General features: G+C 71.8%; 22 protein-coding genes and 1 pseudogene. 10 read left to right on the top strand and 13 right to left on the bottom strand.

Features of this window, described 5'->3' with window-relative positions; genetic code table 11:
* Positions 1-118: 118 nt before the first annotated feature.
* Entirely contained in the window at positions 119-2,107 is a 1,989-nt protein-coding gene (pknB, locus tag OG598_RS02210; RefSeq protein WP_328652811.1) for a Stk1 family PASTA domain-containing Ser/Thr kinase, read from the top strand.
* On the top strand, positions 2,107-2,976 hold the full coding sequence (locus OG598_RS02205) for a deoxyribonuclease IV (RefSeq protein WP_328652810.1): 870 nt from the start codon (positions 2,107-2,109) through the stop codon (positions 2,974-2,976). Before pknB ends, OG598_RS02205 begins: the two co-directional genes overlap by 1 nt.
* 86 nt (positions 2,977-3,062) lie before the next feature.
* Here the strand turns inward: OG598_RS02205 and OG598_RS02200 are convergent, their stop codons facing one another.
* From OG598_RS02200 to OG598_RS02185, 4 genes are all read right to left on the bottom strand, one after another.
* The gene (locus tag OG598_RS02200) at positions 3,063-4,103 is read right to left on the bottom strand and encodes a threonine aldolase family protein (protein WP_442931447.1); all 1,041 of its coding nucleotides are present in this window, start codon (positions 4,101-4,103) and stop codon (positions 3,063-3,065) included.
* A gap of 89 nt (positions 4,104-4,192) precedes the next feature.
* Positions 4,193-5,599 (bottom strand): class II 3-deoxy-7-phosphoheptulonate synthase, encoded by a 1,407-nt coding sequence (locus tag OG598_RS02195; RefSeq protein WP_091407607.1) that lies wholly within the window; start codon positions 5,597-5,599, stop codon positions 4,193-4,195.
* A gap of 68 nt (positions 5,600-5,667) precedes the next feature.
* On the bottom strand, positions 5,668-6,204 hold the full coding sequence (locus OG598_RS02190) for a hypothetical protein (protein WP_328652808.1): 537 nt from the start codon (positions 6,202-6,204) through the stop codon (positions 5,668-5,670).
* Between the two features lie 181 nt (positions 6,205-6,385).
* Positions 6,386-8,011, bottom strand: a complete 1,626-nt coding sequence (locus OG598_RS02185; RefSeq protein WP_328652807.1) for a glycosyl hydrolase family 18 protein — start codon at positions 8,009-8,011, stop codon at positions 6,386-6,388.
* A gap of 167 nt (positions 8,012-8,178) precedes the next feature.
* On the opposite strand from OG598_RS02185, the gene OG598_RS02180 reads away from it, so the two are divergent.
* On the top strand, positions 8,179-8,670 hold the full coding sequence (locus tag OG598_RS02180; protein WP_328652806.1) for a glutathione peroxidase: 492 nt from the start codon (positions 8,179-8,181) through the stop codon (positions 8,668-8,670).
* A 397-nt stretch (positions 8,671-9,067) separates the two neighbouring features.
* Entirely contained in the window at positions 9,068-9,742 is a 675-nt protein-coding gene (locus tag OG598_RS02175) for an NADPH-dependent F420 reductase (RefSeq protein WP_328652805.1), read from the top strand.
* A gap of 32 nt (positions 9,743-9,774) precedes the next feature.
* Here the strand turns inward: OG598_RS02175 and OG598_RS02170 are convergent, their stop codons facing one another.
* Both OG598_RS02170 and OG598_RS02165 read right to left on the bottom strand, forming a co-directional pair.
* Entirely contained in the window at positions 9,775-11,376 is a 1,602-nt protein-coding gene (locus tag OG598_RS02170) for a glycosyltransferase 87 family protein (protein ID WP_328652804.1), read from the bottom strand.
* Positions 11,377-11,445: 69 nt separating this feature from the next.
* Complete coding sequence (locus tag OG598_RS02165) at positions 11,446-11,991, bottom strand: hypothetical protein (protein ID WP_328652803.1); 546 nt, start codon at positions 11,989-11,991, stop codon at positions 11,446-11,448.
* 113 nt (positions 11,992-12,104) lie between these two features.
* On the opposite strand from OG598_RS02165, the pseudogene OG598_RS02160 reads away from it, so the two are divergent.
* From OG598_RS02160 to OG598_RS02150, 3 genes and pseudogenes are all read left to right on the top strand, one after another.
* Positions 12,105-12,449 (top strand): annotated as a pseudogene (locus OG598_RS02160) (class I SAM-dependent methyltransferase); the annotation flags it as partial.
* A gap of 439 nt (positions 12,450-12,888) precedes the next feature.
* Positions 12,889-13,758, top strand: a complete 870-nt coding sequence (locus OG598_RS02155; RefSeq protein ID WP_328652802.1) for a DUF4397 domain-containing protein — start codon at positions 12,889-12,891, stop codon at positions 13,756-13,758.
* Positions 13,755-14,432, top strand: a complete 678-nt coding sequence (locus tag OG598_RS02150) for a class F sortase (RefSeq protein WP_328655249.1) — start codon at positions 13,755-13,757, stop codon at positions 14,430-14,432. Before OG598_RS02155 ends, OG598_RS02150 begins: the two co-directional genes overlap by 4 nt.
* Positions 14,433-14,614: 182 nt before the next feature.
* Here the strand turns inward: OG598_RS02150 and OG598_RS02145 are convergent, their stop codons facing one another.
* The 5 genes from OG598_RS02145 to OG598_RS02125 all read right to left on the bottom strand — a co-directional run bounded on the left by OG598_RS02145 (position 14,615) and on the right by OG598_RS02125 (position 18,173).
* Entirely contained in the window at positions 14,615-14,965 is a 351-nt protein-coding gene (locus OG598_RS02145; RefSeq protein ID WP_036412622.1) for a DUF2203 domain-containing protein, read from the bottom strand.
* 46 nt (positions 14,966-15,011) lie between these two features.
* On the bottom strand, positions 15,012-15,830 hold the full coding sequence (gene proC / locus OG598_RS02140) for a pyrroline-5-carboxylate reductase (RefSeq protein WP_328652801.1): 819 nt from the start codon (positions 15,828-15,830) through the stop codon (positions 15,012-15,014).
* 72 nt (positions 15,831-15,902) lie between these two features.
* Entirely contained in the window at positions 15,903-16,931 is a 1,029-nt protein-coding gene (locus OG598_RS02135; protein ID WP_091408060.1) for a 6-phosphofructokinase, read from the bottom strand.
* Positions 16,932-17,093: 162 nt separating this feature from the next.
* On the bottom strand, positions 17,094-17,597 hold the full coding sequence (locus tag OG598_RS02130) for a pyridoxamine 5'-phosphate oxidase family protein (protein WP_328652800.1): 504 nt from the start codon (positions 17,595-17,597) through the stop codon (positions 17,094-17,096).
* A gap of 78 nt (positions 17,598-17,675) precedes the next feature.
* Positions 17,676-18,173, bottom strand: coding sequence for a polyadenylate-specific 3'-exoribonuclease AS (locus OG598_RS02125; RefSeq protein WP_091407578.1), 498 nt, complete (start codon positions 18,171-18,173; stop codon positions 17,676-17,678).
* A 270-nt stretch (positions 18,174-18,443) separates the two neighbouring features.
* Between OG598_RS02125 and OG598_RS02120 the strand changes: the two genes are divergently transcribed.
* Entirely contained in the window at positions 18,444-19,136 is a 693-nt protein-coding gene (locus tag OG598_RS02120; protein ID WP_091407574.1) for a Crp/Fnr family transcriptional regulator, read from the top strand.
* A 151-nt stretch (positions 19,137-19,287) separates the two neighbouring features.
* On the opposite strand, the gene OG598_RS02115 is transcribed toward OG598_RS02120, so the two are convergent.
* Positions 19,288-19,437 (bottom strand): hypothetical protein, encoded by a 150-nt coding sequence (locus OG598_RS02115; RefSeq protein WP_328652799.1) that lies wholly within the window; start codon positions 19,435-19,437, stop codon positions 19,288-19,290.
* Between the two features lie 212 nt (positions 19,438-19,649).
* Between OG598_RS02115 and OG598_RS02110 the strand changes: the two genes are divergently transcribed.
* Positions 19,650-20,870 carry an MFS transporter gene (locus tag OG598_RS02110; protein WP_328652798.1) on the top strand — a complete coding sequence of 407 codons (1,221 nt, stop codon included), beginning with the start codon at positions 19,650-19,652 and terminating at the stop codon, positions 20,868-20,870.
* Positions 20,871-20,926: 56 nt separating this feature from the next.
* Here OG598_RS02110 and OG598_RS02105 read toward each other — a convergent pair whose 3' ends face one another.
* Complete coding sequence (locus OG598_RS02105; protein WP_196918950.1) at positions 20,927-21,184, bottom strand: hypothetical protein; 258 nt, start codon at positions 21,182-21,184, stop codon at positions 20,927-20,929.
* Positions 21,185-21,315: 131 nt separating this feature from the next.
* Between OG598_RS02105 and OG598_RS02100 the strand changes: the two genes are divergently transcribed.
* Entirely contained in the window at positions 21,316-24,813 is a 3,498-nt protein-coding gene (locus tag OG598_RS02100) for an adenylate/guanylate cyclase domain-containing protein (RefSeq protein ID WP_328655248.1), read from the top strand.
* Positions 24,814-24,830: the final 17 nt, after the last annotated feature.

Raw genomic sequence — 24,830 nt, 5'->3', positions numbered from 1 at the left:
CCTGATCGCCGCTGACCAGCGGACAAGGGGTGGGGAACGCGGTGGGACGGACCGGTTCGGCATACGGCTGTAGCATCCTGTTCATCCCTCACCCTCTGGACACATAGACTGCCTGCCGATGGACACTCAGGTCGCCGACACGTTGCTGGGCTCGCTGATCGACGGGCGCTACCGCATTCGCGGTCGCGTGGCCCGTGGTGGCATGGCGACCGTGTACACCGCCACCGACGAACGCCTTGAGCGCACCGTCGCTGTCAAGATCATTCACCCGACCCAGGCCAGCGAGGCACGGGCCCGGATCGCCAACTTCGTGGCCCGGTTCACCGACGAGGCGAAGACCATCGCCCGGCTGACCCACCCGAACGTGGTGGCGGTCTACGACCAGGGCACGCACGCCGGCCTGCCGTACCTGGTGATGGAGTACGTCCGTGGCCGCACGCTGCGTGACGTGCTGGCCGAGCGACGCCGGCTCAACCCGGACGAGGCGCTGGCCATCGCCGAGCAGATGCTCGCCGCGATCGCCGCCGCGCATCGGGCCGGTCTCGTGCACCGCGACGTCAAACCGGAGAACGTGCTGGTCGCGGAGGCGCCAACCGGTGGCGTCGCCAACCTGGTCGACAGCGTCGTGAAGGTGGCCGACTTCGGGCTGGCCCGGGCGGTGGAGGCGAGCGCCGACGAGGAACAGGGCAACCAGCTGATGGCCACCGTGGCGTACGTCGCCCCGGAGCTGGTCACCGAGGGCCGCGCCGATCCGCGCACCGACGTCTACTCGGCCGGCATCGTGCTGTTCGAGATGCTCACCGGCCGGGTGCCGTACGACGGGGACCGCCCGGTGGACGTCGCCTGGCAGCACGTCGACCGGGACGTGCCGGCGCCCTCGACGCTGGTGCCGGGTCTGCCGTCGGTCCTCGACGACCTGGTGCAGCGGGCCACCCGCCGCGATCCGGGAGCGCGGCCCGCGGACGCCGGCGCGTTGTTGGCCGAGGTGCAGGTGGCCCGGGACCGTCTGGGCGACTCCAACAGCCACACCGCCGTACTCCGCCCGATCAGTGACGCGCCGTCGCTCTCCCAGCCGACCATGATGGTCGCGACGGTCCAGCCGCCCAACCGCCCGTCGTGGGCACGACTGCCAGAGGGCGCCAGCAGCCAGGGGCCGGGGCGGCGTCGGGCCGCCCCGGAGCCTGCGGAGGGCCTGGGCGCCCGGCTCGCCGCGCTGCGCAGCACGGTGCTGAGCAACCCCCGTGGCCGGCTGGCCGTCGCGGCAGTGGTCGTGACGCTGGGCCTGGTGGCCGCGCTCGGGGGTTGGTGGTTCGGCGTCGGCCGTTACACGGACGCTCCGCAGCTGGTGAGCCTGAACAAGGCCGAGGCGCAGGCGCGGGCCGACCGCAGCGGGCTTCTCGTCACGTACGCTGAGCCGCGCTTCGACGAGAAGGCCCCGAAGGACAGCGTGCTGGAGCAGAGCCCGGCGTCCGCTGCCAAGATCGTCAAGGGTGGCACGATCACCCTGACCCTCTCCCTCGGCCCGGAGCGTTTCCCCGTACCGGATGTGATCGGCAAGGAGTTCGAGCTCGCCGAGGCGGACCTGGTCAACGTGAAGCTGGTGGTGGCCAGGGGCACCGCCCGTTACGACGACAGCCTGCCGGCCGGGGTCGTGGTGGACAGCTCCCCCAAGGTGGGCACCGAGGTCAAACCCGGCGCGAAGGTCACCCTCATCCTGAGCCGGGGCAGGGCGCCGGTGACGGTGCCGAACCTGGTTGGCAAGAGCCTGACCGACGCCCGGACGGCCCTGGCCCAGCTCAACCTGGTGCTGAAGGAGACCTACAAGGACTCCGACAAGCCGAGGGACGAGATCCTCGGCCAGAGCCCGGCCGATGGCGCCGGCGTGGAGAAGGGCACCGAGGTCAAGCTGGACGTGAGCAAGGGGCCACCGCTGGTCGCCATGCCGCGGGTGATCGACCTGCCGTGCCAGCAGGCCAAGCAGGCGTTGGAGGGTCAGGGCTTCCCGGTGACGATGGCGATCAACCCGAACGCCGTGGTCCGGATCCAGATCCCGGGCGAAAATTCGCAGGTGGCACCCGGCACCCCGGTCACCCTGACGTGCTTCTGATGCCGACGATCTCCGCGCGGCCGGTGGGCACGCACACTCCGACCTCGGGTGGGCTGGCGAAGGCTGCCCTGCCGTACGCCGACGCGACCGGTGCGCAGGTGGTGCAGGTCTACGTCTCCAACTCGCGAGGCTGGGCACTGCCCAACGGCGACCCGGTGCAGGACGCGCTGTTCCGCGACGGTTGCGCCGAGCGGGGCATCCCCGCGTTCATCCACGCCGCGCTGCTGGTCAACCTCGGCTCACCCACCCCGGCCACCGTCGAGAAGTCGGGCGAGACGCTGGCGCACGCGCTGCGTCGGGGCGTGGCGATCGGCGCGCGCGGGGTGGTGTTCCACGCGGGCAGTTCGGTGGACGAGGGGCACGCCGAGGCGGCGATGCGACAGGTCCGCGAGGTGTTGCTGCCGCTGCTCGACTGGGCTGCCGACGCTGGCGGGCCGATGCTGCTGGTCGAGCCGAGCGCCGGTGGCGGCCGGTCACTGGCCTCCCGGGTGGAGCAGCTCGGGCCCTACCTGGACGCGGTGGACCGGCACCCCATGCTCGGGGTCTGCTTCGACACCTGCCACGCCTGGGCGGCCGGCCACGACCTGGCGGCCGAGGGCGGCATGACGGCGACCCTGGACACCCTGGTGGCCACCGTCGGCGCGGACCGGCTGCGGCTGGTCCACGCCAACGACTCGAAGGACCTGTGCGGCTCCACCCGGGACCGGCACGAGAACATCGGCAAGGGCAGCATCGGCGAGCCCGCCTTCGCCGAGCTGATGGCGCACCCGGCGACCGCTGGCGTACCGACCGTCGTGGAAACCCCCAGCGAGAAGCAGGTGGGCCACGCCGCCGACATCGCCACCCTCACCCGCCTGTCCCACCCCTGACCCCAACCTTGTTGATCAAGAAGTTCGCGTCACCCGGCGACCGGGATCTGACGCGAACCTCTTGATCAACAAGGTGAACAGGGCGTTTAGGCGGCGGCGAGGATTCGGGGTAGGGCTGCCAGGGCGCGGTCGATGTCCGCGTCGCTGAGGCCCAGGTGGGTGACCAGGCGGGCGGTACGGGGGCCGAGCACCGAGATCAGTACGCCCTCGGCCCGCGCCGCGGCGGCCAGGGCCCGCGCGTCCAGTGTGTGCTTGGTGAGGTCCAGCGCGACGAGGTTCGTACGGACATTGGTGGCCAGCACACCGAACGGCGCGACCGCCTCGGCGAGCCGGGCCGCCTTCGCGTGGTCGTCGGCCAACCGGTCGATGTGCTGCGCGAGCGCGTACCGACCGGCGGCGGCGAGAATGCCGGCCTGGCGCATGCCCCCGCCCATCCGCTTGCGGATCAGCCGGGCACGTTCGATCTTCTCAGCGCTGCCCACCACCAGCGAACCGACCGGCGCGCCGAGGCCCTTGGAGAGGCACACCGACAGCGTGTCGAAGAGCCGGCCGTACTCGATCAGCGGCACCTGGTCGGCGACGTGGGCGTGCCAGATCCGGGCGCCGTCACAGTGCAGCGCGACGCCCGCCTCGTCGGCGACCCCGCGCAGATCCCGCAGGGTCGCCAGCGGAATCACCCCGCCGCCGCCGCGGTTGTGGGTCTGCTCGACGGCGATCGCGCGGGTGGGGACGGCGAAGTAACCGTCCGGCCGGATCATCCCGGCCACCACCTCCGGGTCGATGTCCGCGCCCACGGCGGGCCAGGTCCGCGAGGTGATCCCGCCGTACGCGGCCGCGGCGCCGATCTCGTACGTGACCACGTGCGCGTCGGCGTCACAGAGCAACTCGTCGCCGGGCGACACCAGCAGTTGCAGGGCGATCTGGTTCGCCATCGAACCACTCGGGGCGAACAGCGCCGCCTCGTGCCCGAACAACGCGGCGACCTCGGCCTCCAGCGCGTTGACGCTCGGGTCCTCGCCGTAGACGTCGTCACCGACCTCGGCGGCGGCCATCGCCTCCCGCATCCCGGCGGTGGGTCGGGTCACCGTGTCGGACCGGAGGTCCACGAACAGATCAGGCACTGTCATCCTTTCAACTGCCGACCGCGGGCTCGTGAGCTCACTCCTCGCGTCAGCCATGGTCATCCTCTGCTGTGCCGGCTGCGGGCCCCGCAAGATCAGCCGCGCAGCATCTCCGCCACGAGGAAGGCCAACTCCAACGACTGCTGGGTGTTCAGTCGCGGGTCGCAGGCCGTCTCGTACCGGTCGGGCAGGTCGAGATCCTCGATCCCCTGGGCGCCGCCGAGGCACTCGGTGACGTCCTCGCCGGTCAACTCGACGTGCAGGCCGCCGGGGTGGGTGTCCAGCCCCCGGTGCACCTCGAAGTAGCCGAGCACCTCGTCGACGATGCGGTCGAAGTGCCGGGTCTTGTAGCCGTTCGACGACTCGTGCGTGTTGCCGTGCATCGGGTCGCACTGCCAGACCACCTTGGCCCCGGCGGCGGTGACCTTGGCGACGATCGGCGGCAGCGCGTCGCGTACCCGGTGGTTGCCCATCCGGCTGATCAGGGTGAGCCGGCCGGGGATGTTGTCCGGGTTGAGCTTCTCGCACAACTCGATCGCCTCGTCCGGGGAGGTCGTCGGGCCGAGCTTGACCCCGATCGGGTTGGCGATCCGGGAGATGAAGTCGATGTGCGCCCCGCTGATCTGCCGGGTGCGCTCGCCGATCCACAGGAAGTGCCCGGAGAGCCCGTACGCCCGACGGTCGGAGACCCGGGTGAGCGCCCTGTCGTACTCCAGGGCCAGGGCCTCGTGGGAGCAGTAGAGCGTGACGGTGCGCAGCGCCTCGTCGTCGGTCATGCCGCAGGCCCGGATGAAGGCCAGCGCCCGGTCGATCTCCCGAGCGATCGCCTCGTAACGCTCCCCCGCCGGGGAGTTCTTCACGAAGCCCTTGTTCCAGTCGTGCACGGCGTGCAGGTCGGCCAGCCCACCGGCGAGGTACGCCCGGAGCATGTTCATCGCCGCCGCCGAGTTCGCGTACGCGCGGATCATGCGCTGCGGGTCGGCGACCCGGGCGGCCGGGTCGGCCTCCAGCGAGTTGATCATGTCGCCGCGGTACGCGGGCAGGCCACGGGCGTCGGTCGGCAGCGAGCGGGGCTTCGTGTACTGCCCGGCGACCCGGGCGACCTTGACCACCGGCAGCGACGCGCCGTAGGTGAGCACGATCGCCATCTGGAGCAGGGTGCGGGCGTTGGCCAGCAGGTGGCTCTCGGTGTTGTCCACGAACGTCTCGGCGCAGTCACCACCCTGCAACAGGAACGCCTTGCCCTCGCAGACCAGGGCGAGCTTCTGCCGGAGCTGGTCCACCTCGTAGGGCGCGACGACCGACGGCACGGTGTCGAGGACCTTGCAGACCGCGGCCACGGCAGCCGGGTCGGACCACGGCGGAACCTGCTCGCGGGGCAGCTCCCGCCATCGGTCCAGACCCAACGCGGCGTCCTCGGCGGAGTCGATGGTCGGTCGGCTGGTCTGCAGGCCCGGGCTGCCCACCGCGGGATGGCTCAGCTGATGCCACTCATGGCGCATGACAGAAAGCGTACGGCGACGGTCGGGGTGACCGGGCGGCGAGGGGGACGGTTCCGGCAGATGGGAGATCAAACCCCCGGGCTCGACGCAGGAATCGGTGGGGGCGACCCCTCCGGACGCGGCGGGGGCGACGACGGAGTGGCCGACCTGCCCGGCGCTTCCCCGGCGATGCACCAGTCGCTGCCGTCCCGGGTGACGGTGAACACCAGCGGCCGGGCGACGGTGCGTTTGCCGACGGTGACCGAGACCGAGACGCTGACCTCCTGCCCCTGGGGACCGGACCGGATGCCGGTGATGGCCGCCTCGGGCACCTGGAAGTGGTCGGCGAAGTCACCGTTGGGGCCGGTGGCGCCCAGGTCGAAGCCGTCGTGCAGCAGAGCGCAGAGCTGGCTGCGGCCGGCGGCGACGTCCTTGGCCGCCATCGCGTCGAGGTACGCCTGCACGCGCTCGCGGGAGCGGGCGGTGGCCTCCTCGGCGGGGGCTCGGGCCGGCTTGGCGGCGGACTTCTCCTCGTCCTCGTCGCCGATCCCGCAGCCGACCAGGGCAACCGGCAGCAGCATCAGCCCGGCGGCGGTCGCCGCCAGCCTGCGGTGTGTCGGGCGCATGATCACCTCCGTCGGCGGTGAGATCGAGACGTGCCGAGCCGCGAGTCTGCCACATCCGGCTGACCGAGCCCAACGGCGGCGGCCCGGTCGACGCTGGGCGTCGACCGGGCCGCTGTGTCACGGGCGGGAAGGGACGGTGCGGGCCCCTTCCCGCCGTGTGGGTGGTGCGTCGGCCCTCGGCTCAGCCGAGACCGCCCTTGATGGCGCCGATGAGCTCGCCGTTGCTCGTGTCACCGGAGAGCTCCCAGAAGAACGCGCCACCGAGGCCCTGGTTGTTCGCGTACGTCATCTTGCCGTTGATGGTCGACGGGGTGTCGTAGCTCCACCAGTTGCTGCCGCACTTGGCGTACGCGGTGCCGGCGATCGTGCCGGTGGCCGGACAGGTGTTCTTGAGGACCTTGTAGTCCTCGATGCCGGCCTCGTAGGTGCCCGGCGCCGCGCCGGTGGCGCTGCCACCCGGAGCGGCCTGGGTGACACCGGTCCAGCCCCGACCGTAGAAGCCGATGCCGAGCAGCAGCTTGTTGGCCGGGACGCCCTTGCTCTTGAGCTTCTGGATCGCCGCGTCGGAGTTGAAGCCCTGCTGCGGGATGCCGGTGTACGAGGTGAGCGGTGAGTGCGGTGCCGTCGGACCCTGAGCGGCGAAGGCGCCGAAGTAGTCGTAGGTCATCGGCATCAGCCAGTTGAGGTTGCCGATGGCGCCGGCGTAGTCGGTGGCATCGATCTTGCCGCCGTTGCTGCCGTCCGCGGTGATGGCCGCGGTGACCAGGGCGCTGGACCCGAACTTCGACCGCAACGCGCTGATCACGTTCTTGAACGCGTTCGGGCCGCTGCTGTCACAGCTCAGACCGCAGGCGTTGGGGTACTCCCAGTCGACGTCGATGCCGTCGAAGACGTCCGCCCAACGCGGGTCCTCGACCAGGTTGTAGCAGCTCTCGGCGAACGCGGCCGGGTTCTGCGCGGCCTGGGTGAAGCCACCGGACCAGGTCCAGCCACCGAACGACCAGATCACCTTGAGGTGCGGGTTCAGCTGCTTGAGCTTGCGCAGCTGGTTGAAGCTGCCGCGCAGCGGCTGGTCCCACGTGTCGGCGACGCCGTCCACGCTCTCCGCCGCGGTGTACGCCTTCTCGTAGTCGGCGTAGCTGTCACCGATGGCGCAACGGCCGCCGGTGGTGTTGCCGAAGGCGTACAGGATGTGGGTCAGCTTGGCGGCCGAGCCGCTGGTCTGGATGTTCTTGACGTGGTAGTTGCGCCCGTAGACGCCCCACTCGGCGAAGTAACCGACGACCTTCTTGCCGCCCGGGTTCGGCGGGTTGGTGGTCGGCGGTGGCGTGGTGGGCGGAGGGGTGGTGGGTGGGGTCGTCGTCGGTGGGGTGGTGGTCGGCGGAGTGGTGGTCGGCGGGGTCGTCCCGCCGCCGCACGCGGCACCGTTGATGGTGCAGTTCAGCGGCGCCTTGTAGGCGCCGCTGCCGTTGTAGCCCCAGCTGAACGAGGCGCCGGGGGCGATGCCGCCGGCCCAGCTCTTCTTGACCGCGACGTAGTGGTTGCCGCTGCTGGTGACGTCGGCGTCCCACGCGCTGCTGATGGTGGTGCCCGACGGCAGGTCGAACTCGATGCGCCAGGTGGTGACAGTGGCGCTGGAGCCGTTGGTGACGGTCACCCTCGTCTCGTGACCGGTCCCCCAGTCCTGCGCCTTGGTGAAGGTGGTGGTGACCGTGCCGGCGCCGAACGCGGTGGTCACCGGCACCGCTGCGACGGTCACAGCGACCACGGCACCGGCCCAGAGGGCCCGGCGGAGCGATCTTTTCATGAGGCGTCTCCCGAACTGTTAGGAAACTTTCCAAAAGAGATGGTGAGACGGTACTCACGGCGTCATCAGTTCGTCAAGATGTGCATGTTTCGATTTCTCCTGGTGCACGGAGTGCTTACGCTGCGCCCAACCCGGGTCGACACCCGGCCGGCGCGTAACCTCGGCCCATGACCGTCTTCGACATCCCGATCGACGCCCTCAACGGCGGCCCCGCCGACCTGGCCCGCCACCGCGGCAAGGCGTTGCTGGTCGTCAACGTGGCCTCCCGCTGCGGCCTCACCCCGCAGTACGCCGGCCTCCAGACGCTCGCCGACTCCTACGCCGACCAGGGCCTCGTGGTGCTCGGCGTGCCCTGCAACCAGTTCGCCGGACAGGAGCCGGGCAGCGCCGCCGAGATCAGCGACTTCTGCCAGGTCAACTACGGGGTCACCTTCCCGCTGACCGAGAAGGTCGACGTCAACGGCCCCGACCGGCACCCGCTCTACGCCGCGCTCGTGGGCACCCCGGACGCCGACGGGCACACCGGTGACGTGCGGTGGAACTTCGAGAAGTTCCTGGTGGCCCCGGACGGCTCGGTCGCCGCCCGCTTCGCCCCCACTGTCGAGCCCGACTCCGACGACCTGCGCGCGGCCATCGAAAAGACCCTCCCCACCCCCTGACGCCCCGGGGCACCCCACGGCGCCGCCTTCTGACACCCGGGGCGCTGCACGGCGCCGCCTTGATCACGCTCGACCATGGATGTAGTGGCCTCCCGCCTCTCGGATGCCACTACAACCAGGATCCAGCCTGATCTTGCCGGGTCGAGGCTGCGGGACGACCGGCGGTCCGCCGGCCGCACGAACCGCTCCTCACCGGAGAGTGGCACCTCCCGGGAGAGCCGGTCGGCGACCAGCGTGAGCAGTACGTTGTGCAGGACGGGCTCGCGGCGCCACCCAGGCACCGGCCGGGACGGCGGAGGTCGCGAGCAGCCTGAGCACTCGCCCGGCGGCGGACAAACCGAATAACCCACCAGCTCGGTCGGGAATGCGTCGCGGGTGGACGGAGTTGGGAACGAGCATGACAACTGTGGGACTGATCGGCAGTGGCAACATCGGCGGCACCGTGGCCCGGCTGGCCGTCGACGCCGGCTACGACGTGGTACTGAGCAACTCGCGGGGCCCGGAGACCCTCACCGACCTGGTGGAGACCCTGGGCGAGCACGCCAGCGCCGGCACCACGCAGGACGCGGCGCAGGTCGGTGACCTGGTCGTGGTCAGCGTGCCGCTGAAGGCGTACCGCGCGGTGCCCGTGGAACCGCTGGCCGGCAAGGTCGTCATCGACACCAACAACTACTACCCGCAGCGTGACGGCACCTTCCCGGAGCTGGACTCCGACGAGACCACCAGCAGCGAGTTGCTCCAGCGACACCTGCCGGACTCGCGGGTGGTCAAGGTCTTCAACAACATCTACTTCAAGGGCCTGGCCGCGCTCCCCCGGCCGGCCGGGGCGGCCGACCGCAGCGCCCTCGCGATCGCCGGTGACGACGCCGCCGCGAAGGCCGAGGTGACCGACTTCCTCGACCGGATCGGCTACGACGCTGTGGACGTCGGCCCGCTGGCCGAGGGGTGGCGCTACCAGCCGGACACCCCGGCGTACGGCACGCTCTACTCCGCGAGCCCGACCGACTGGGAGCACCCGGCCCCGGGCGACGCCGCGAAGCTGCGCGCCGCCCTGGCCGACGCCACCCGCTGAGCAACGCCAGCCGCCGCCCTGCCCGCGACCGCCTACCGGGTGGTCGTGCGGAGGGCGGCGGCGAGCTCGTCGTCGTAGCTGGCGATCGGCTGGCCATCCGCTGCGTACGCGACGAGCCGACCGTGAGCCATCGTCGCCGAACGGAACGAGAAGGTACGCGAACCCGGGTACGCGGCGAGCAGCGGAATGGCCCGGGGCGCTCCACCCGGCGCGGAGTAGTACTCCAGGCGGGTGACCTGCGGGGAGACCACGCCGTTGACCCGGACCTTGGTCTTCTCGGCTCGGGTGCCGAAGGTGACCGGCACGTCGGTGGCGTAGGCGGCACATTCCGCCGGACCACGGCAGACGAAGAAGTACCGCGGGTTGACCACGTCGTCGAGGGTGTACGCCTTGAAGGTGGGATCGGCTCCGGCCGGCAGCGGCTGCACGGCGAAGAACGCGACCGCCACAGTCGCCGTGACGCCCGCCCGCAGCCAGGCACGGCCGGCGGCGGGGCGTCTGCTCGTGCGCTGGGCGGCGACGGCGACACCGCCGAAGCCGACGAGGCACAGGACGCACACCCCGACGGCACGGGCGTTCTCGAAGAGGAACTGCACCCCCGGCCGCGTCGAGATCGGGCTGAGCACCGCGCCCAACGAGACGACCATGGCGGCGAGCAGCGCCGCGCCGGCGACCCGCTGGCTGACGCCGGACGCGCCGATCAGCAGCATCGCGGCGAGCACCGGCCACACCTGATGGTGGGTCCAGGAAACCGGGGACGCGGCCACTGTGGCGCAGCCAACGAGCACGGCGGCGTGCCCGGGACAGCCCTGCCGCGTCAACTGCCGGGCCCGGAGCAGCGCCGCAACGCAGATCAGTGCCACCATGGCGGCCCAGAGCACTGGCAGCGTCGTCTCGTCGACGCCGACGCGCAGCAACATTCCGTGCAGGGACTGGTTGCCCAACGAGGACAGATTGCCGATGCGCGAGGTCTGCCGCACGGTCTCGGTCCAGTAGGACCAACTCTCCCGGGGCAGCACGATCGCGGCGAGCCCCGCGCAGGCCACGAACGCGGCCGCCGACCGGCCGGCGTCACGGTAGCGCCCGACGGCGAGGAAGTAGACCACGAACAGCAGCGGGGTGAGCTTGATCGCCGCGGCCACCCCGACCAGCGTCCCGCGCAGTCGGGATGGGACGAGGCCCAGCCCGTCGAGCACTGCCATCAATACGATGAAGATGCTGACCTGCCCGAAGCGTAGATTGCTCTGCACCGGCGCGGAGAGCATCAGCACGGTGGCCGCCAGCGCCACGACGAGCGGGCGCCGGGAACGTCGGGTGGTCAGCGCGACACCCACCGACCCGGCGATGGCGACGACCGCCGCGCACGTCGCCACCAGCCAGATCCCCTGGAGTACGCCCTCGCTGACGGCGGTGATCGGCCACAACACGAGAGCGGCGAACGGCGGATAGGTGAACGGACCGCCGTTCTCCGCCACATACCCGTACAGCGGCTTGCCGGCGCGCAGGTCGGACAGCGCACCGTGGTAGATATGCAGGTCGGAGAGGCGATCCGGACGGCGCAGAACGAACACACAGGACACCAGCGCGACGACGACGAAGGCCGCCCACGCCAGCGCGACCCGGCGATCCCGCATCGCCCGAGGATAGGCGACCGTCCTGATCCATGTGGGCCCCGCAACGGCAGACGCGGGGCTTCGGCCGATTCAGGTCGTGGGGTCGGGTGACGGCTCGTCGGCGACCCGGGCCACCCGGTGCGCCAGTTCGGTGCGCAGTCGGTGGACGTTCGGCGTGATGGCGACCACCGACACGTGGATCTCTTGCGGGCTCCGCCTGCGGGCCCTGGTCCAGAGGCCCACCCGGCCCCATTCCCAACGGTTCAACACCGGCCGGGTCCGATCCCGATCGGCGATGTCCACGACCAGGGTCGGGCTGATCCGGCCCAGTACCTCGGCTCGGGTCAGGTCGGGCCAGTCGACCTGGACCGTCCCGCCGCCAGGCACTGTCAGTTCGAGAAAGTCGCGGGTCGTCCGGAGCGGCAGCCCACCCTGACGCCCTAGTTGCACGGGGAAGCGGACCGCCGCCAGCAGAAGTACCGGCCCGTGCGGAAGCGGGGAGTACCAGGGGTTACCGAACGCGACGCTGAGCAACGCGAAGGCCGGCAGGACCACAAGTGCCGCGCAGGCCACCCGAGCCAGCACCCGCCTGCGGGACCGCCGGAACCGGATGCCCTCTGCATCGACCTCCGTCACCATTGCAGCCCATTAGCCACTCGTGAGCGAACGCAAACGCCCCGGGCCAGCTCCACGTCTGCCCTCGGAAGAACGGGCGTCGCGGGTTGGGTGTCGATTCGTAGCCTCAGCGAATGGGAACGGCGAGCAGCCCCGCGTACGACGCCCACGCGGACTGGTATGAGGGATTCATCTCCGGCGGTGGCGACTATCTGCGGCGGGTGCACGCTACGGTGGCGGACCTGCTCGGCGCGGGCGATGGTCCCTGCCTCGACATCTGCTGCGGCACCGGAGCGCACGCCTCGGTGCCGGCGGGTCTGGGTTGGACGCCGGTGGGCGTGGACCTGTCCGGCGGGCAGTTGCGGCACGCGCGAGGGCGGTTGCCGGTGGTCAGGGGCGACGCGGGCGCCCTGCCGGTCGCCGACGCGTCGCTGCCGGCCGCGACGTGCGTGCTGGCCAGCACCGACCTGCCCGACTACCCGGCCGTGTTGCGCGAGGTCGCCCGGGTGCTGCGTCCCGGCGGACGTTTCGTGCACGTGGGCGTGCACCCGTGTTTCGTGGGCGCGTTCGCCGACTGGGGTCAGCATCCGCGTGTCGTCGTCGACGCACGGTACGCCGACCGGTCCCGCAGCTTCGACAGTTGGAACGCCAGCGGCGTGCGGGTACGGGTGGGTGCCTGGCACCTCCCCCTCGCCGACCTGGTCAACGCGACGGTGGCCGTCGGTCTTCGGCTGTTCCGGGTCGTCGCGTCGAGGCGGGCCCTGGCGGAGTCCCCGACCTGTTCGGCCTTGTCGCCCTCCGCGACCGGTAGCGACAGCCGACAAAAACATCGCTGTGGCAACTTGCGCCACAGTCCTGTTCACGGGACCCTGTTCTCTGGGTTGCCGCCCGCTCACCGAACGTGCCCCCGGAGGCGACATGCACACGCTCCGTACCGTGCCCCGCCGGCTGCTGGCCGGCTCCGGCGCGCTCCTGCTCGGCACCGCTCTCGCCACCGCCGCCATTCCGGTTCCGGCGAACGCCGCGACCGGCGCGGACACCGTCGGATACGTCCGGCTCGCGCACCTCTCCCCGGACACCCCGGCGGTGGACGTCTACCTTGCCGCGCCCGGCGCGGCGAAGCCGCAGGTCTTCCCCGGGGTCGGTTACGGCGTGGTCTCCGACTACCTCGAACTCGCGCCGGGCCGGTACGCGGTGGCCATGCGCGAGGCCGGCGCCCCCGCCAGCGATCCCCCGGTGCTCACCACCGAGGTCGCGGTGACCAGCGGGAACGCCTTCACGGTGGCCGGTGTCGGCCGGCACGCCGACCTCGGCCTGCGGGTGCTCAACGACGATCTCAGCGCCCCCACCGACGGCCGCGCCAAGGTGCGGGTCGTGCAGGCGTCGGTGCGGACCCCGGTGCTCGACGTGGCCGCCGCCGACGGTCCGATGATCGCCGACGGGGTGCAGTTCGCCACCACTACCGACTACCAGCAGGTCGAGCCGGGCAACTGGCGGCTGAAGCTGACGGGTGCTGGCGGGCCGAGCACCGACGCCGAGGTGCGGCTCACCGGCGGCGCGGTCTACTCGCTGCTGGTGCTCGACGCGAAACAGGGCGGGCTCACCGCCGAGCTGCGGCGCGACGCCGAGGGCGGCACCGTCGTCCCGGCCGGCGGGGTGGACACCGGCGCCGGTGGCACCGCCGGGGCCGGGCTCGACGCGTACCCACTGGTGGCCGGCGGTCTGGCCGCGGCGGCCGGCGCGGTGGCAGTGCTGCTCTGGCGTCGGCGGCGGCGCACCACCTGGTGAGCGCCGGGCCGGACCCGTCGATCCGGCGGCACCGTGAGCGCCGGATACCGCTGGCCGCGCTGGTCGCGGCCGGCGCGGCGGTCTGCCTGGCCGCCGGCACCGGGGTCGGGCTGGCCACCACCGGCTCGCCACCGCCGGTGGCGAGCTGGCACCCCGGCTGCGGCGACGACTGCCCGTCGGTGGCCGCCGCGCCCACGCCACACGGTCCACCCACGCGGGTACGCGTACCGCGCATCGACGTCGACTCACCGCTCGCCGTGCTGGGTCTGGACCGCGCCGGCGTGCTGATTCCGCCCACCGACTTCCACACCCCTGGCTGGTACGGCGGCGGCCCGGCCCCGGGCGACACCGGCCCGGCCGTACTCGCCGGGCACCTGGACTCACGGCGCGGCCCGGCGGTCTTCGCCCGGCTCGGCGAGCTGCGGCCCGGCGACCTGGTGGAGGTGTGGCGCGGTGGACAGCGGTTGCCGTTCCGGGTGACCGGGTCGCTGCGTACCCGCAAGGACCAGTTTCCGACTGCCGTGGTCTACGGCCCGACGCCCGGAGCGGAGCTGCGCCTGGTCACCTGCGGGGGCGACTTCGACCGGCGGCGGGGCCACTACGTCGACAACGTGGTGGTGTTCGCGGTTTCCGAGGCCCGCGACCCGGTCCTGCCGACGTCCGCCGCAGGCTGAGCGGCAGGCTGAGTCGCGCACCTTGATCCACTCGGGGTCCCGGAAGTCGGGGCGTCAGCCACGCTCTGATGCCGCGATTTTCGTGAACCCGAGTGGTTCAAGCGGGTGGAGGCGCGAGAAGGCGCGGGGCCCGGTCTGCGGGAGCGCCGGACGCGGGCGCGGCGCGCCGAGGCGCGTGGGGGTCAGAGGGGGCGGCGGCCGGCGAAGCCGCACTCGGCCCGGTGGTACCAGCGCACGTCGGAGTCGCCCTCCAGCCAGCACCAGAGCACGGCGCGGCCGGCCCGCTCGCCGGGGAAGTCGAGCAGCACCGGGGCGATGCCCTTGACCTGGATGTCGTGCTGGTGCAGCTCGTCGACGACGGCGTGCAGCCGAGCTTCCAGCGCCTTGACCTCGGCCAGCCCACCGAGCGCGCTCACGCCGTGGTCGGCCAGGTCGGCGCGCAACTCGGCCAGGTCGGCCCGGACGCGGATCAACTCGTCGACGCGCGGTTGCAGGGTGGCCACCAGGTGCCGGGCCTGGGCAAGTGTGAACACGGGGCCAGTATGCGGCACGCACGGCCCCGCGACGCGCCCCGACCGCTCAGTCGGCCTGTGCCGCCAGCTCGCGGGCGCGATCGCGGGCGGCCTCCAGCGCGGCGAGCATTGCCGCGCGTACGCCGTGCTTCTCCAGCTCACGAATCGCGGAGATGGTGGTGCCGGCCGGCGAGGTGACCGCCTCGCGCAGCTTGACCGGGTGCTCGCCGGAGTCGCGCAGCATCACCGCCGACCCGATCGCGGTCTGCACGATCAACTCGTGCGCCACCTGACGGGGCAGCCCGAGCAGGATCCCCGCGTCGATCATGGCTTCGACCAGCAGGTAGAAGTACGCCGGGCCGGAGCCGGAGAGCGCGGTGACCGCGTCCTGCTGCGACTCGGGGACCCGGATCGTCTGGCCGAGCGGCTTGAACATCTCCTCGGCAAGCGTGAGGTGCGCCCCGGTGGCGTGCGCGCCGGCGGAGATCGCGGTCATCGCCTCGTCGACCAGCGCCGGGGTGTTGGTCATCACCCGCACCACCGGGGTGCCCTCGGGCAACCGGCGGCTGAAGAAGCTGGTGGGCAGACCTGCGCAGAGCGAGATGACGAGCTTGTCGGCCGGCACCTTGGGGCCGATCTCGTCGAGAAGAGCGGCGGCGTCCTGCGGCTTGACCGAGACCGCGAGCACCGCAGCCTCGTCCACAGCAGTCAGGTTGTCGACCACCCGTACGCCGTACCGGGCGGTCAACTCCTCCGCGCGAGCGGGTCGGCGGGCGGTGGCCAGCAGCCGGTCCACCGGCCATCCCGAGCGCAGCAGCCCGGAGAGCATCAGCTCACCGATCTTGCCCGCGCCGATCACCGCGACCGTGTGCACTCCGGCTGACATGTCGGCCCGTACCCCCTCGCATTGGGTCGCGGCGCGGCGGACCCGCAGGCCCGCCGCGCCGCCGACGATCGATCAGCTGCCGAAGAAGACCTCGGCCTCGGCGTACCGCTCCAGCGGCACGGTCTTCAGCTCGCGGGTGGCCTCGGCGAGGGGCACCCGGACGATGTCGGTGCTCTGCATCGCGACCATCTTGCCCCAGTCGCCGTCGTTGACGGCGTCGATGGCCTGCAGGCCCAGGCGGGTGGCGAGCACCCGGTCGAAGGCGGTCGGGGTGCCACCGCGCTGGATGTGGCCCAGCACCACGGTGCGGGCCTCCTTGCCGGTCTTGGCCTCCAGCTGCTCGGCGAGCCACTGGCCGATGCCGCCGAGGCGGACGTGGCCGAACGAGTCGAGCTCCTGGTTGGCGAGGACCATCTGGCCGTCGAGCGGCTGGGCGCCCTCGGCGACCACGACGATCGGGGCGTACTGGTGCTGGAAGCGCTTCTCGACGTAGCCGGCCACCTGGTCGACGTCGAACTGACGCTCGGGCAGCAGGATCACGTTGGCGCCGCCGGCCAGGCCGGCGTGCAGGGCGATCCAGCCGGCGTGCCGGCCCATCACCTCGACGACCAGGGTGCGGTGGTGGCTCTCCGCCGTGGTGTGCAGCCGGTCGATGGCCTCCATCGCGATGTTGACAGCGGTGTCGAAGCCGAAGGTGTAGTCGGTGGCGCCGAGGTCGTTGTCGATCGTCTTCGGCACGCCGACGACGTGCACGCCCAGCTCGTAGAGCTTGGTGGCAACGCCGAGGGTGTCCTCGCCGCCGATCGCGATCAGCGCGTCCACGCCCTGGGCGGCGAGGTTGTCCTTGATCCGCTCGACGCCGTTCTCGATCTTGAACGGGTTGGTCCGGGACGAGCCGAGGATGGTGCCGCCGCGGGGCAGGATGCCGCGAACGTCGGCGATGTCCAGCGGGCGGGACAGACCCTCGAGCGGGCCCTTCCAGCCGTCCCGGAAGCCTACGAACTCGTGACCGTAAGTGGCGACGCCCTTGCGGACCACCGCCCGGATGACCGCGTTGAGACCGGGGCAGTCGCCGCCGCCGGTGAGCACGCCGATACGCATGATCCGCTCATCCTCCTGGAGCATCAGGTAAAGCCCGATATGCCCCAGGGTATGTGTCAGGTCAGACCATCGGCGCCGTTGCCGGCCCGGGGCGGGCCGTCACTGCGAACTGTAGTCGGCCCGCCAGTACGACGACAGCGCGCCCCGGGCACCCACCCCCGGTCAGTAGGTCACCTCGTGGTTCTCGCCGGCCTTCGGGGGCCGGCCGGTGACCGCGGCCCTCGCGTAGTCGAGCAGGTTCACCACCGTGCTGTTCGGCGAGTCCCAGTACTCGGCCGAGCTGGCGTGCACCTTGATCAGCGTGAGACCGGAGGTGTCCAGCCCGTCGGGGAACCACGCCTTGAGCAGCGGGTTCCACAGCCGCTCGGCCCGGGCCCGGTCGAACCCCTCGGTGGCGGTGCCGGAGATCGACACCCACGCGTTGTGCTTCTGGTCGGAGAAGGCGACGTTGACCTCCGGGTTCACCCGGATCTGGCGCACCTTTGCCGAGTCGGCGTAGGCGAAGAACCACAGCTCGCCGTCGAACTCGGCCTCCTGGAGCCCCATCGGTCGACTCACCTGCCGCCCGTCCAGAGCGGTGGTGGTGAGCATGCAGATCCGCGCGGCCCGGGCCAGGCCGGTGACCCGGGCGCGTGCCTCCGCGGCGCTGCTCGGCTGGTCGCTCATGGCAATCTCCCTCGGCTCGGCTGGTCGAACCGTTGCCCGGGACAGAACCGGTCAAACCTACGGCGGCGCGGCCACCACTCAACGGGCGGTCATCGCCCGCCAGCGGGCCAGATTGTGCCGGGCGTCGACCAGAGCGTCGTGCCGTGCCGCGTCCGCGTCCGGCAGGGGCGGCCGGCCCCGGTCGTCCCAGAGCTGCCGCAGCTCCTTGGTGTAGCGGGGAATCTCCCGGGGCAGCGCCGGCATCGCACCCCAGAGCTGGGCCAGCACCACGTGGTCGTACGCGGCGAACCAGGCCCACAGCTCCAGCTGCTCCCCCGGCCGGTCCCGGATCGGCTCCATCAGGAAGTCGTACAGGTCGTCGCGGATGCGCTCACGCGAGCGCCAGGCCCGGTCCGCCGGGGAGGGCAGCTTGTCCAGCACGTTGCGTCGAACCCAGGGCACGGCGCGGGAGTCGTCGAACTCGGTGGAGACCGCGTAGAACTCGCGGCCGTACTCGTCGACGACACCGATCGAGACGAGGTCGACGGTCGTGCCGTCCTCGATGAACTCGCAGTCGTAGAAATAGCGGTAGACCATTCCGGGCATCCTCGCCCACCGCCGCACGGCCGCGCCCGGCGGGGCCCGTCCGGGGGTCGACCGAGCTCCGGCGACGCCTCGTGAACGGCACGTCGCAGCTCGTGACGGTCACGGAAGTGCTTCGAGGGGTGTACAGCAAGCGACCGGACCGTCATGATCTGATGTGTACCGCTACCGGACGCCGAATCGGTGTCAGTTCACCTTGTCGGGGCCCATCAGGTTCGCCCGGTGAGCGAGTTTGTGGTCCATGACCGGGGGAGGGGTTGGGCCGTGGAGGTTCGCCTGCCGGAGCCGGGTGACGCGCTCACGGGTGTCGAGATGTTCGCCGGGCTGGAGCCCGAGGTTCGGCAGCGTGTCATCGCCGCCGCCGTTCCGCGCACCTATCGCAAGGGCCAACTGCTCTTCGTGGAGAACGACCCCGGCGAGTCCCTGATCGTGCTGCGCCGCGGCGCGGTGGCGGTCTTTCGCACCGCACCCACCGGCGAGCGGGCCGTGCTGTCGGTTATCCGTCCACCGGATGTGCTCGGTGAGGTCTCCCTGCTCGACGCGTCCACCCGCTCCGCCTCGGCGGAGGCCATCGAGGACTGCGCGGCGCTCGCGCTCTCGCGGGGCGCGTTCATGGAGTTGGTGCACTCCAACCCTCGCATCCTGGACGCGGTGATGCGCTCACTGGGCGGGCTGATCCGCCGGCTCACCGAGCAGAACGCCGACCACGTCTTCCTCGACCTACCCGGTCGGGTGGCGAAGACGCTGGTACGGCTGGCCGGCGAGAGCCAGGCACCGATGATCACGATCGAGCTCAACCAGAGCCAACTGGCCGAGATGGCCGGTGGTTCCCGGCAGAGCGTCAACCAGGCGATCGGCTCGTTCGCCAGTCGTGGCTGGCTGCGCACCGAGGGCCGCCGGATCGTGGTGACCGACGTGGCCGCGCTGCGCCGCCGCGCCGGCATGGCCGACCGCTGACCGACCGGCCCGCCCCGGTTTCGTCGACTGTCGAGCGTCCGATCTGGACGGCCGTCACCCGTCGCCAGCCAGGTCCCCCACCCGTACGCACGGCTGCGCCGGCTGCCAGTGGCAGCCGGCGTCACCGTGCTCGCGGTTCAGCGCGCGGGGCTCAACGGGTCGGGCCGACCCAGCGGGTCGCACCCGGCCAGCGGGCCGCGGTCGACTGGTAGCCCGGTCCGGCCCAGAAACCCGGTCCGGCCCAGATGCCCGGTCCGGCCCAGCCGCTCGCGGTGGTGGTGGTCGTCGTCGTGGTCGCCATGTCGTCCCCCTGGTCGGTTGTGTGGTGCCCGTCGTGCCTGTCTTGCCGAGGACGCTACGGCGTAGAACGATGGGACGAAATAGGACAAATCGACATGAATCACTGGCTGAAGAGCGGTTGTTGGCCTCCACACCGCGCTGACAAGGTTGCCGCGCCCGCCCCTGTTCCAGGGCCCGTGCCGACATACCCGCAGCAGTGAGGAGCCACCGGTCATGTCATTACTCCGCGGCAATGTCGCATTTCGTCGGTACTGGTCGGCGCGCCTGGTGTCGTACACCGGTGACCAGCTGGCCCGGACGGCGCTGCTGATCGCCGTCTACGACCGGCACGGCGGCGGCGCGGTCGCCCTGCTGCTGCTGGCGTCGACGGTGCCCCGGCTGCTCGGACCGTTGCTCGGCGCCCTGGCCGACCGGTTCGACCAGCGCCGGCTGATGATCGGTTGCGACACCGCCCAGGCGTTGACGTACCTCGCCGTCGCGCTGCTCGCGCCGCCCCTGCCCGTCCTGTTGGCGCTGATCACCGCGGCTACCACGGCCGCCACCGCGTTCACTCCCGCGGGACGCAGCCTGCTCCCCCGCCTCGTCGAACGCGAGCAACTGCCGGCGGCGAACGCGCAACTCGCGACGGGCGTCAACATCGGGCTCGCTGCCGGGCCAGCCGTCGGCGGCCTCCTGCTGGCGACCCTCGGGCTGACCGCAACGCTGCTCGTGGACGCGGCGACGTTCGTTCTCTCCGCGTTGCTGATCGGCGGAGTTCGGACGCTCTCGACGACCGGCGCGACCCGCCGGCCCGAGCCACTGCACACGGTGCTGCGCGAAGGGCTGCGGGTGGTCCGAGGGCACAGCGTCGTCCGTGCGGTCTCGGTCGGGTTCCTGGTGATGGTGATGTTCGCCGCGCTGGACAACCTCGCCATCGTCCCCCTCGGACGCGCCGAACTGGGCGCCACCGAGGTCACTATCGGTTTGCTGGGCACCGCCTACGGCGTCGGCATGGTGCTCGGTCCCATGTGCCTGGCGAGAACCGGCGTACGCATCCGGATGGACCTGGTCCTCTACGGCGCGTTACTGGCGCTCGGCGCCGGAACGCTGGTCACCGGTCTGAGCCCGGTGATCGCGCTCGCCATAGCCGGTCAGGCGGTGGCCGGTGTCGGCGCGGGCTGGCACAACGTCGCCGCCGACACCCTCATCCAGCAGAACGTGCCGGCGGAACGGCTCGGCGTGGTGTTCGGCACCGTCTACATGTTCCCGTACGCGGCGGAGGCACTGGCCTACGCCGTCGGCGCACCGCTGTTGGCGGTGGTCGGGCCACGATGGGTGCTGGTCATCTCGGGGTTGGGTGTGCTGGCCACCCTGGGGCTGATCGCTCCCCTGCTCACCCGGGCCCTGGGGCTACGCCTACCGACGCCGGACAGGTTCGCGGCGGCCAACGGGTGAGACGGACAGACAGGTGCGGCCGGTGGACCAATGGCCCGCCGACCGCACCCGGACGATCAGTTCTCCTTGCCGTCGGCCGGCGGCGCACCCGGCCCCGGACCGATCTTCTTCGGATCGGTCGGCTTACCAGCCGTGGACGTGCTCGACGAGGTGGTCGTGGTCTCCCCCGACCCGCCCGACTGACCCTCAGGCTCTTCCACCATGCCCTGCTCCTCCAGTTCGGCGAGAGTGACCGCATCGACGTCGATCGTGTCGCCCGGCGCCCACTGCGTGCCACCCGGATCGGTCCACGAGGCGGACAGTCGTACCTGCACGGCACTCTCCCTGACATGAAACTTCCTGGTACGGAACACTAACCCCGACCGATCGACGCCGTTGCCCGTCCGCACGTCGGGTACCCGACTGGGCCGACCGGCCGCGATACTGACCTCTTTCGCCCACGGAGCTGAACATCGACCTCAAGTGTGGACACTGCGCACGCGCGGCCGGGCCGGACGACCGCTTCTGCGGCGGGTGTGGCCAGCCGCTCGGGGTCAACTGTGCGCACTGCGGGCACGCCAACAGCACCGAGGTCAACTTCTGCACCAGCTGTGGTCAGCCGCTGCGGGACCACGCCGTCACGGTGCAGGAGGACCGGCGTCAGGTCAGCGTGCTCTTCGTCGACATCGTGGACTTCACCAGCTACGCGGAGCGGGCCGACCCGGAGCAGGCCCGCAGTCTGCAACAGACCTACTTCGCCACCGTGCGCCGGATCGTGCACCAGTACGGCGGGGTGGTCGAGAAGTACATCGGCGACGCGGCGATGGCGCTGTTCGGCGCGCCGGTGGCCACCGACAACGACGCGTTGCGGTGCGTCCGCGCCGGCCTGGAGCTGCAACGGAACCTGGCCCGCCAGCCCGCCGGTCCGCAGCCGCCGCTGAGCTTCCGGGTCGGCATCGCGACCGGCGAGGCCCTGGTCGACCTCTCCGCCACCCGCGACGGTGGGCAGGCTTTCGTGACCGGAGACGTGGTCAACACCGCCTCCCGCCTGCAGGGTTTCGCCCCGCCGGGTGGTGTCGTCGTCGACGAGAGCACCTGGTCGGCCACCCGACACGAGATGGAGTACGCCGACCAACCACCTGTCACCCTGCGCGGCCGGTCCGCGGTGAGCCGGATCTGGCTGGCCGTCCAGGTGCGACCTCACCGGGACCCGCGCGGCGCCGAGCTGACCCCGATGGTGGACCGGGAACACGAGCGCGGTCTGCTGGTCAACGCGCTGCACCGGATGGTGACCGAGCGGACCTCCCAGTTGGTGACGGTGTTCGGCCCGGCCGGTGTGGGCAAGAGCCGGCTGCTGCGCGAGCTGGCCCGGCACGCCGGCAGCCTTCCCGGCCCGCCGATCACCTGGCTCGTCGGGCAGTGCCCGCCGTTCGGCGAGAACGTCACCTGGGCCGCCCTGTCGGACATCGTGAAGACCTGGGTGGGCGTGCCGGAGGTCGACGACCCGGCCGCGCTGCGCGAACGGCTGCGGTCCCGGCTGGGGCAACTCGCCGACCCGCACGCGATCCGGCTGGCCGAGGCGCTCGGGCCGCTGATCGGCGTACCCGGCGAACGACTCACCCCCGGCGAGACCGAGGCCGCGTGGCGGCGGTTCCTGCTCGCCCTGGCGACCACCGGCCCGACGGTGCTGGTCTTCGAGGACATGCACTGGGCCGACCAGGCGATGCTCGCCTTCGTCGAGCAGTTGGGCGCGTCGGCGCGCGGCGTACCGCTGCTGGTCGTCGCGACCGCCCGGCCGGAGCTGCGGGAACGGAACCCCGCCTGGACCGGCACGATCAGTGGCGCGATGTCCATCTCGGTGCCGCCGATGCACGACACCGACATCGACACGCTCTACTCGCTGCTCCTCGGGCAGGCGACGCTGCCCTCCAGCTCGCGTACGCCGCTGATCGAGTTCGCCGACGGCAACCCGCTCTACGCCCAGGAGTACGCCCGGATGCTGCTGGACGGCGGCCTGCTCGACGCGGTCGGTCCGACCCCCCGCCTCGACCTCGACGGTGGCGCGGAGATGCCCCGCACCGTGCAGGCGGTCATCGCCAACCGGCTCGACCTGCTGGACCCGGCCGACCGGGCGGTGCTCCAGGCCGCCGCCGTGGTGGGCGTGGTGTTCTGGGCCCCGCCGGTGGCGATGGCGTTGGGGCGGCCGGTGGAGTGGGTGGAGCGTGCGCTGGACCGCCTGCAACGTCGCGACCTGGTGTACGAGCAGAGCACGTCGACGATGCCCGGCCAGCCCGAGTACCGGTTCCGGCACATCCTGGTGCGCGACGTCTGCTACCAGCGGCTGCCCAGGGCCGAGCGGGTGCTGCGCCACCAACGCACCGCCGACTGGATGGCACAGCTCACCGACGGCCGGCAGTACGACCTGGCCGAGGTGCTGGCCAACCATCGCTGGGCGGCACACGAGATCGCCCGGACCGTCGGGTTGGACACCGCCCCCTACGCCCCGCCGGCGCGGGCCGCGCTGCACCGGGCGGCCCGCCGGGCGTACGAGCTGCACGCGCTGGACACCGCCGCCGCGCTGGTCGGCCGGGCGCTGGCCCTGGACGTCGGGCCGGACCCGGCGCTGGAGCTGTTCGACGCCGAGCTGGCGTTCTATCGGGACGGGGACGCCTTCCTGGTGGCCGGGGGCACGGACACCCTGACCGGGCTGGCCGAGCGGCTCACCACCAGCGGCGACCGGACGGGGGCGGCGCGCGCCTGGACGCTGCTCGCCACCGCCGCCTGGAGTCGGGCCGACCGCTCGACGACACTGCACTTCCTGGACCAGGCGATCGGCATCTACGACGACCTACCGGACAGTCAGGAGAAGGCGGGCGCCCTGCTGGAGCTGGCCCGGGTGCACATGCTCAACGCGGAGACCGAGCCGGCGTGCACCGCGGCGCGGGCGGCGGAGTCCCTCGCCGAGCGGCTCCAGCTGCGGGAGGTCCAGGCCAACGCGCGGATCACACTGGCCGTGGCGCGCTACCTGGCCGGCTCGGCCGAGGCGTTCCCGGAGCTGGCGGAGGTGACCGAGCACTGCCGGGTGGAGCGGCTGACCAGTCGGCGCCGGGCGGTGCAGAACCTGGCCTGGGCGTTGCAGGAGGAGGGCGACCTGGCCGGCTCGGCCCGGTTGGTCGACGAGCAGCTCACCCTCGACCTCGGCGGCGAACACAGCCTGGCCACCAGCTTCGCCGACCAGTGGGCGCGGTCGTACTACGCGGGTGACTGGACGGCGGCGCTGGCGATGGCGGCGGAGTCGACCCGACGGCCGACCGCGGAGTGGGATCTGCACATCGTGGCGGTCTCGGGCTGGATGCGCGGGCTGGCCGGAGCCGAGCTGGTCGGCCCCGACGGGCCCGATGAGACTGCGGGGCCGGCCGCAACGGGTGGGGATCTGGTCGAGCAGGCGCTGGTCGCGGCGCGGCGCACCGGTTTCCACCGGGTGCTGCGCTCCACCCTGGCGCACGCCGCCCTCTGCCGGGCGGTGCAGGGCCGCCGTGACGAGGCGATGGCGCTGCTCACCGAGCTGGACGAGGACTGGCAACGGACCCGGATGATTCCGTTCGCGGAGTGGGTGCCGGCCGTCGGGCACGTCGCCGGGGTGCTCGGCGCGGACGCGGCCCGGCTGGTTCGGCAGTTGCTCGACCGGGCGCCCCGGATGACCCCGTGGGCTCACGCGGCCGGTCAGGTCGCCGACGCCACGTTGGCCCGGCACGCCGGGGACGCCTCGACCGCGGCGAGCCTGCTGCGCTCGGCGGCGGCGAGCTACGCCCGGATGACCGACGTGACCGACGAGATCATCACGCTGGGGCTGGCCATCGGCCCGCTGGCCGAGACCGACCCGCCCGCCGCCGCGGCGACCCGCGCCCGCCTGCACGACTTCGCCGGCCGTCACCACGCCCCCGCCCTGCTCCACCTGCCCTGACCGCCGACCGGGCCGCC

The sequence above is a fragment of the Micromonospora sp. NBC_00330 genome (assembly GCF_036136635.1).
Taxonomy (GTDB): Bacteria; Actinomycetota; Actinomycetes; order Mycobacteriales; family Micromonosporaceae; genus Micromonospora; species Micromonospora salmantinae.
This window is presented reverse-complemented; position numbering and strand designations above follow the sequence as displayed.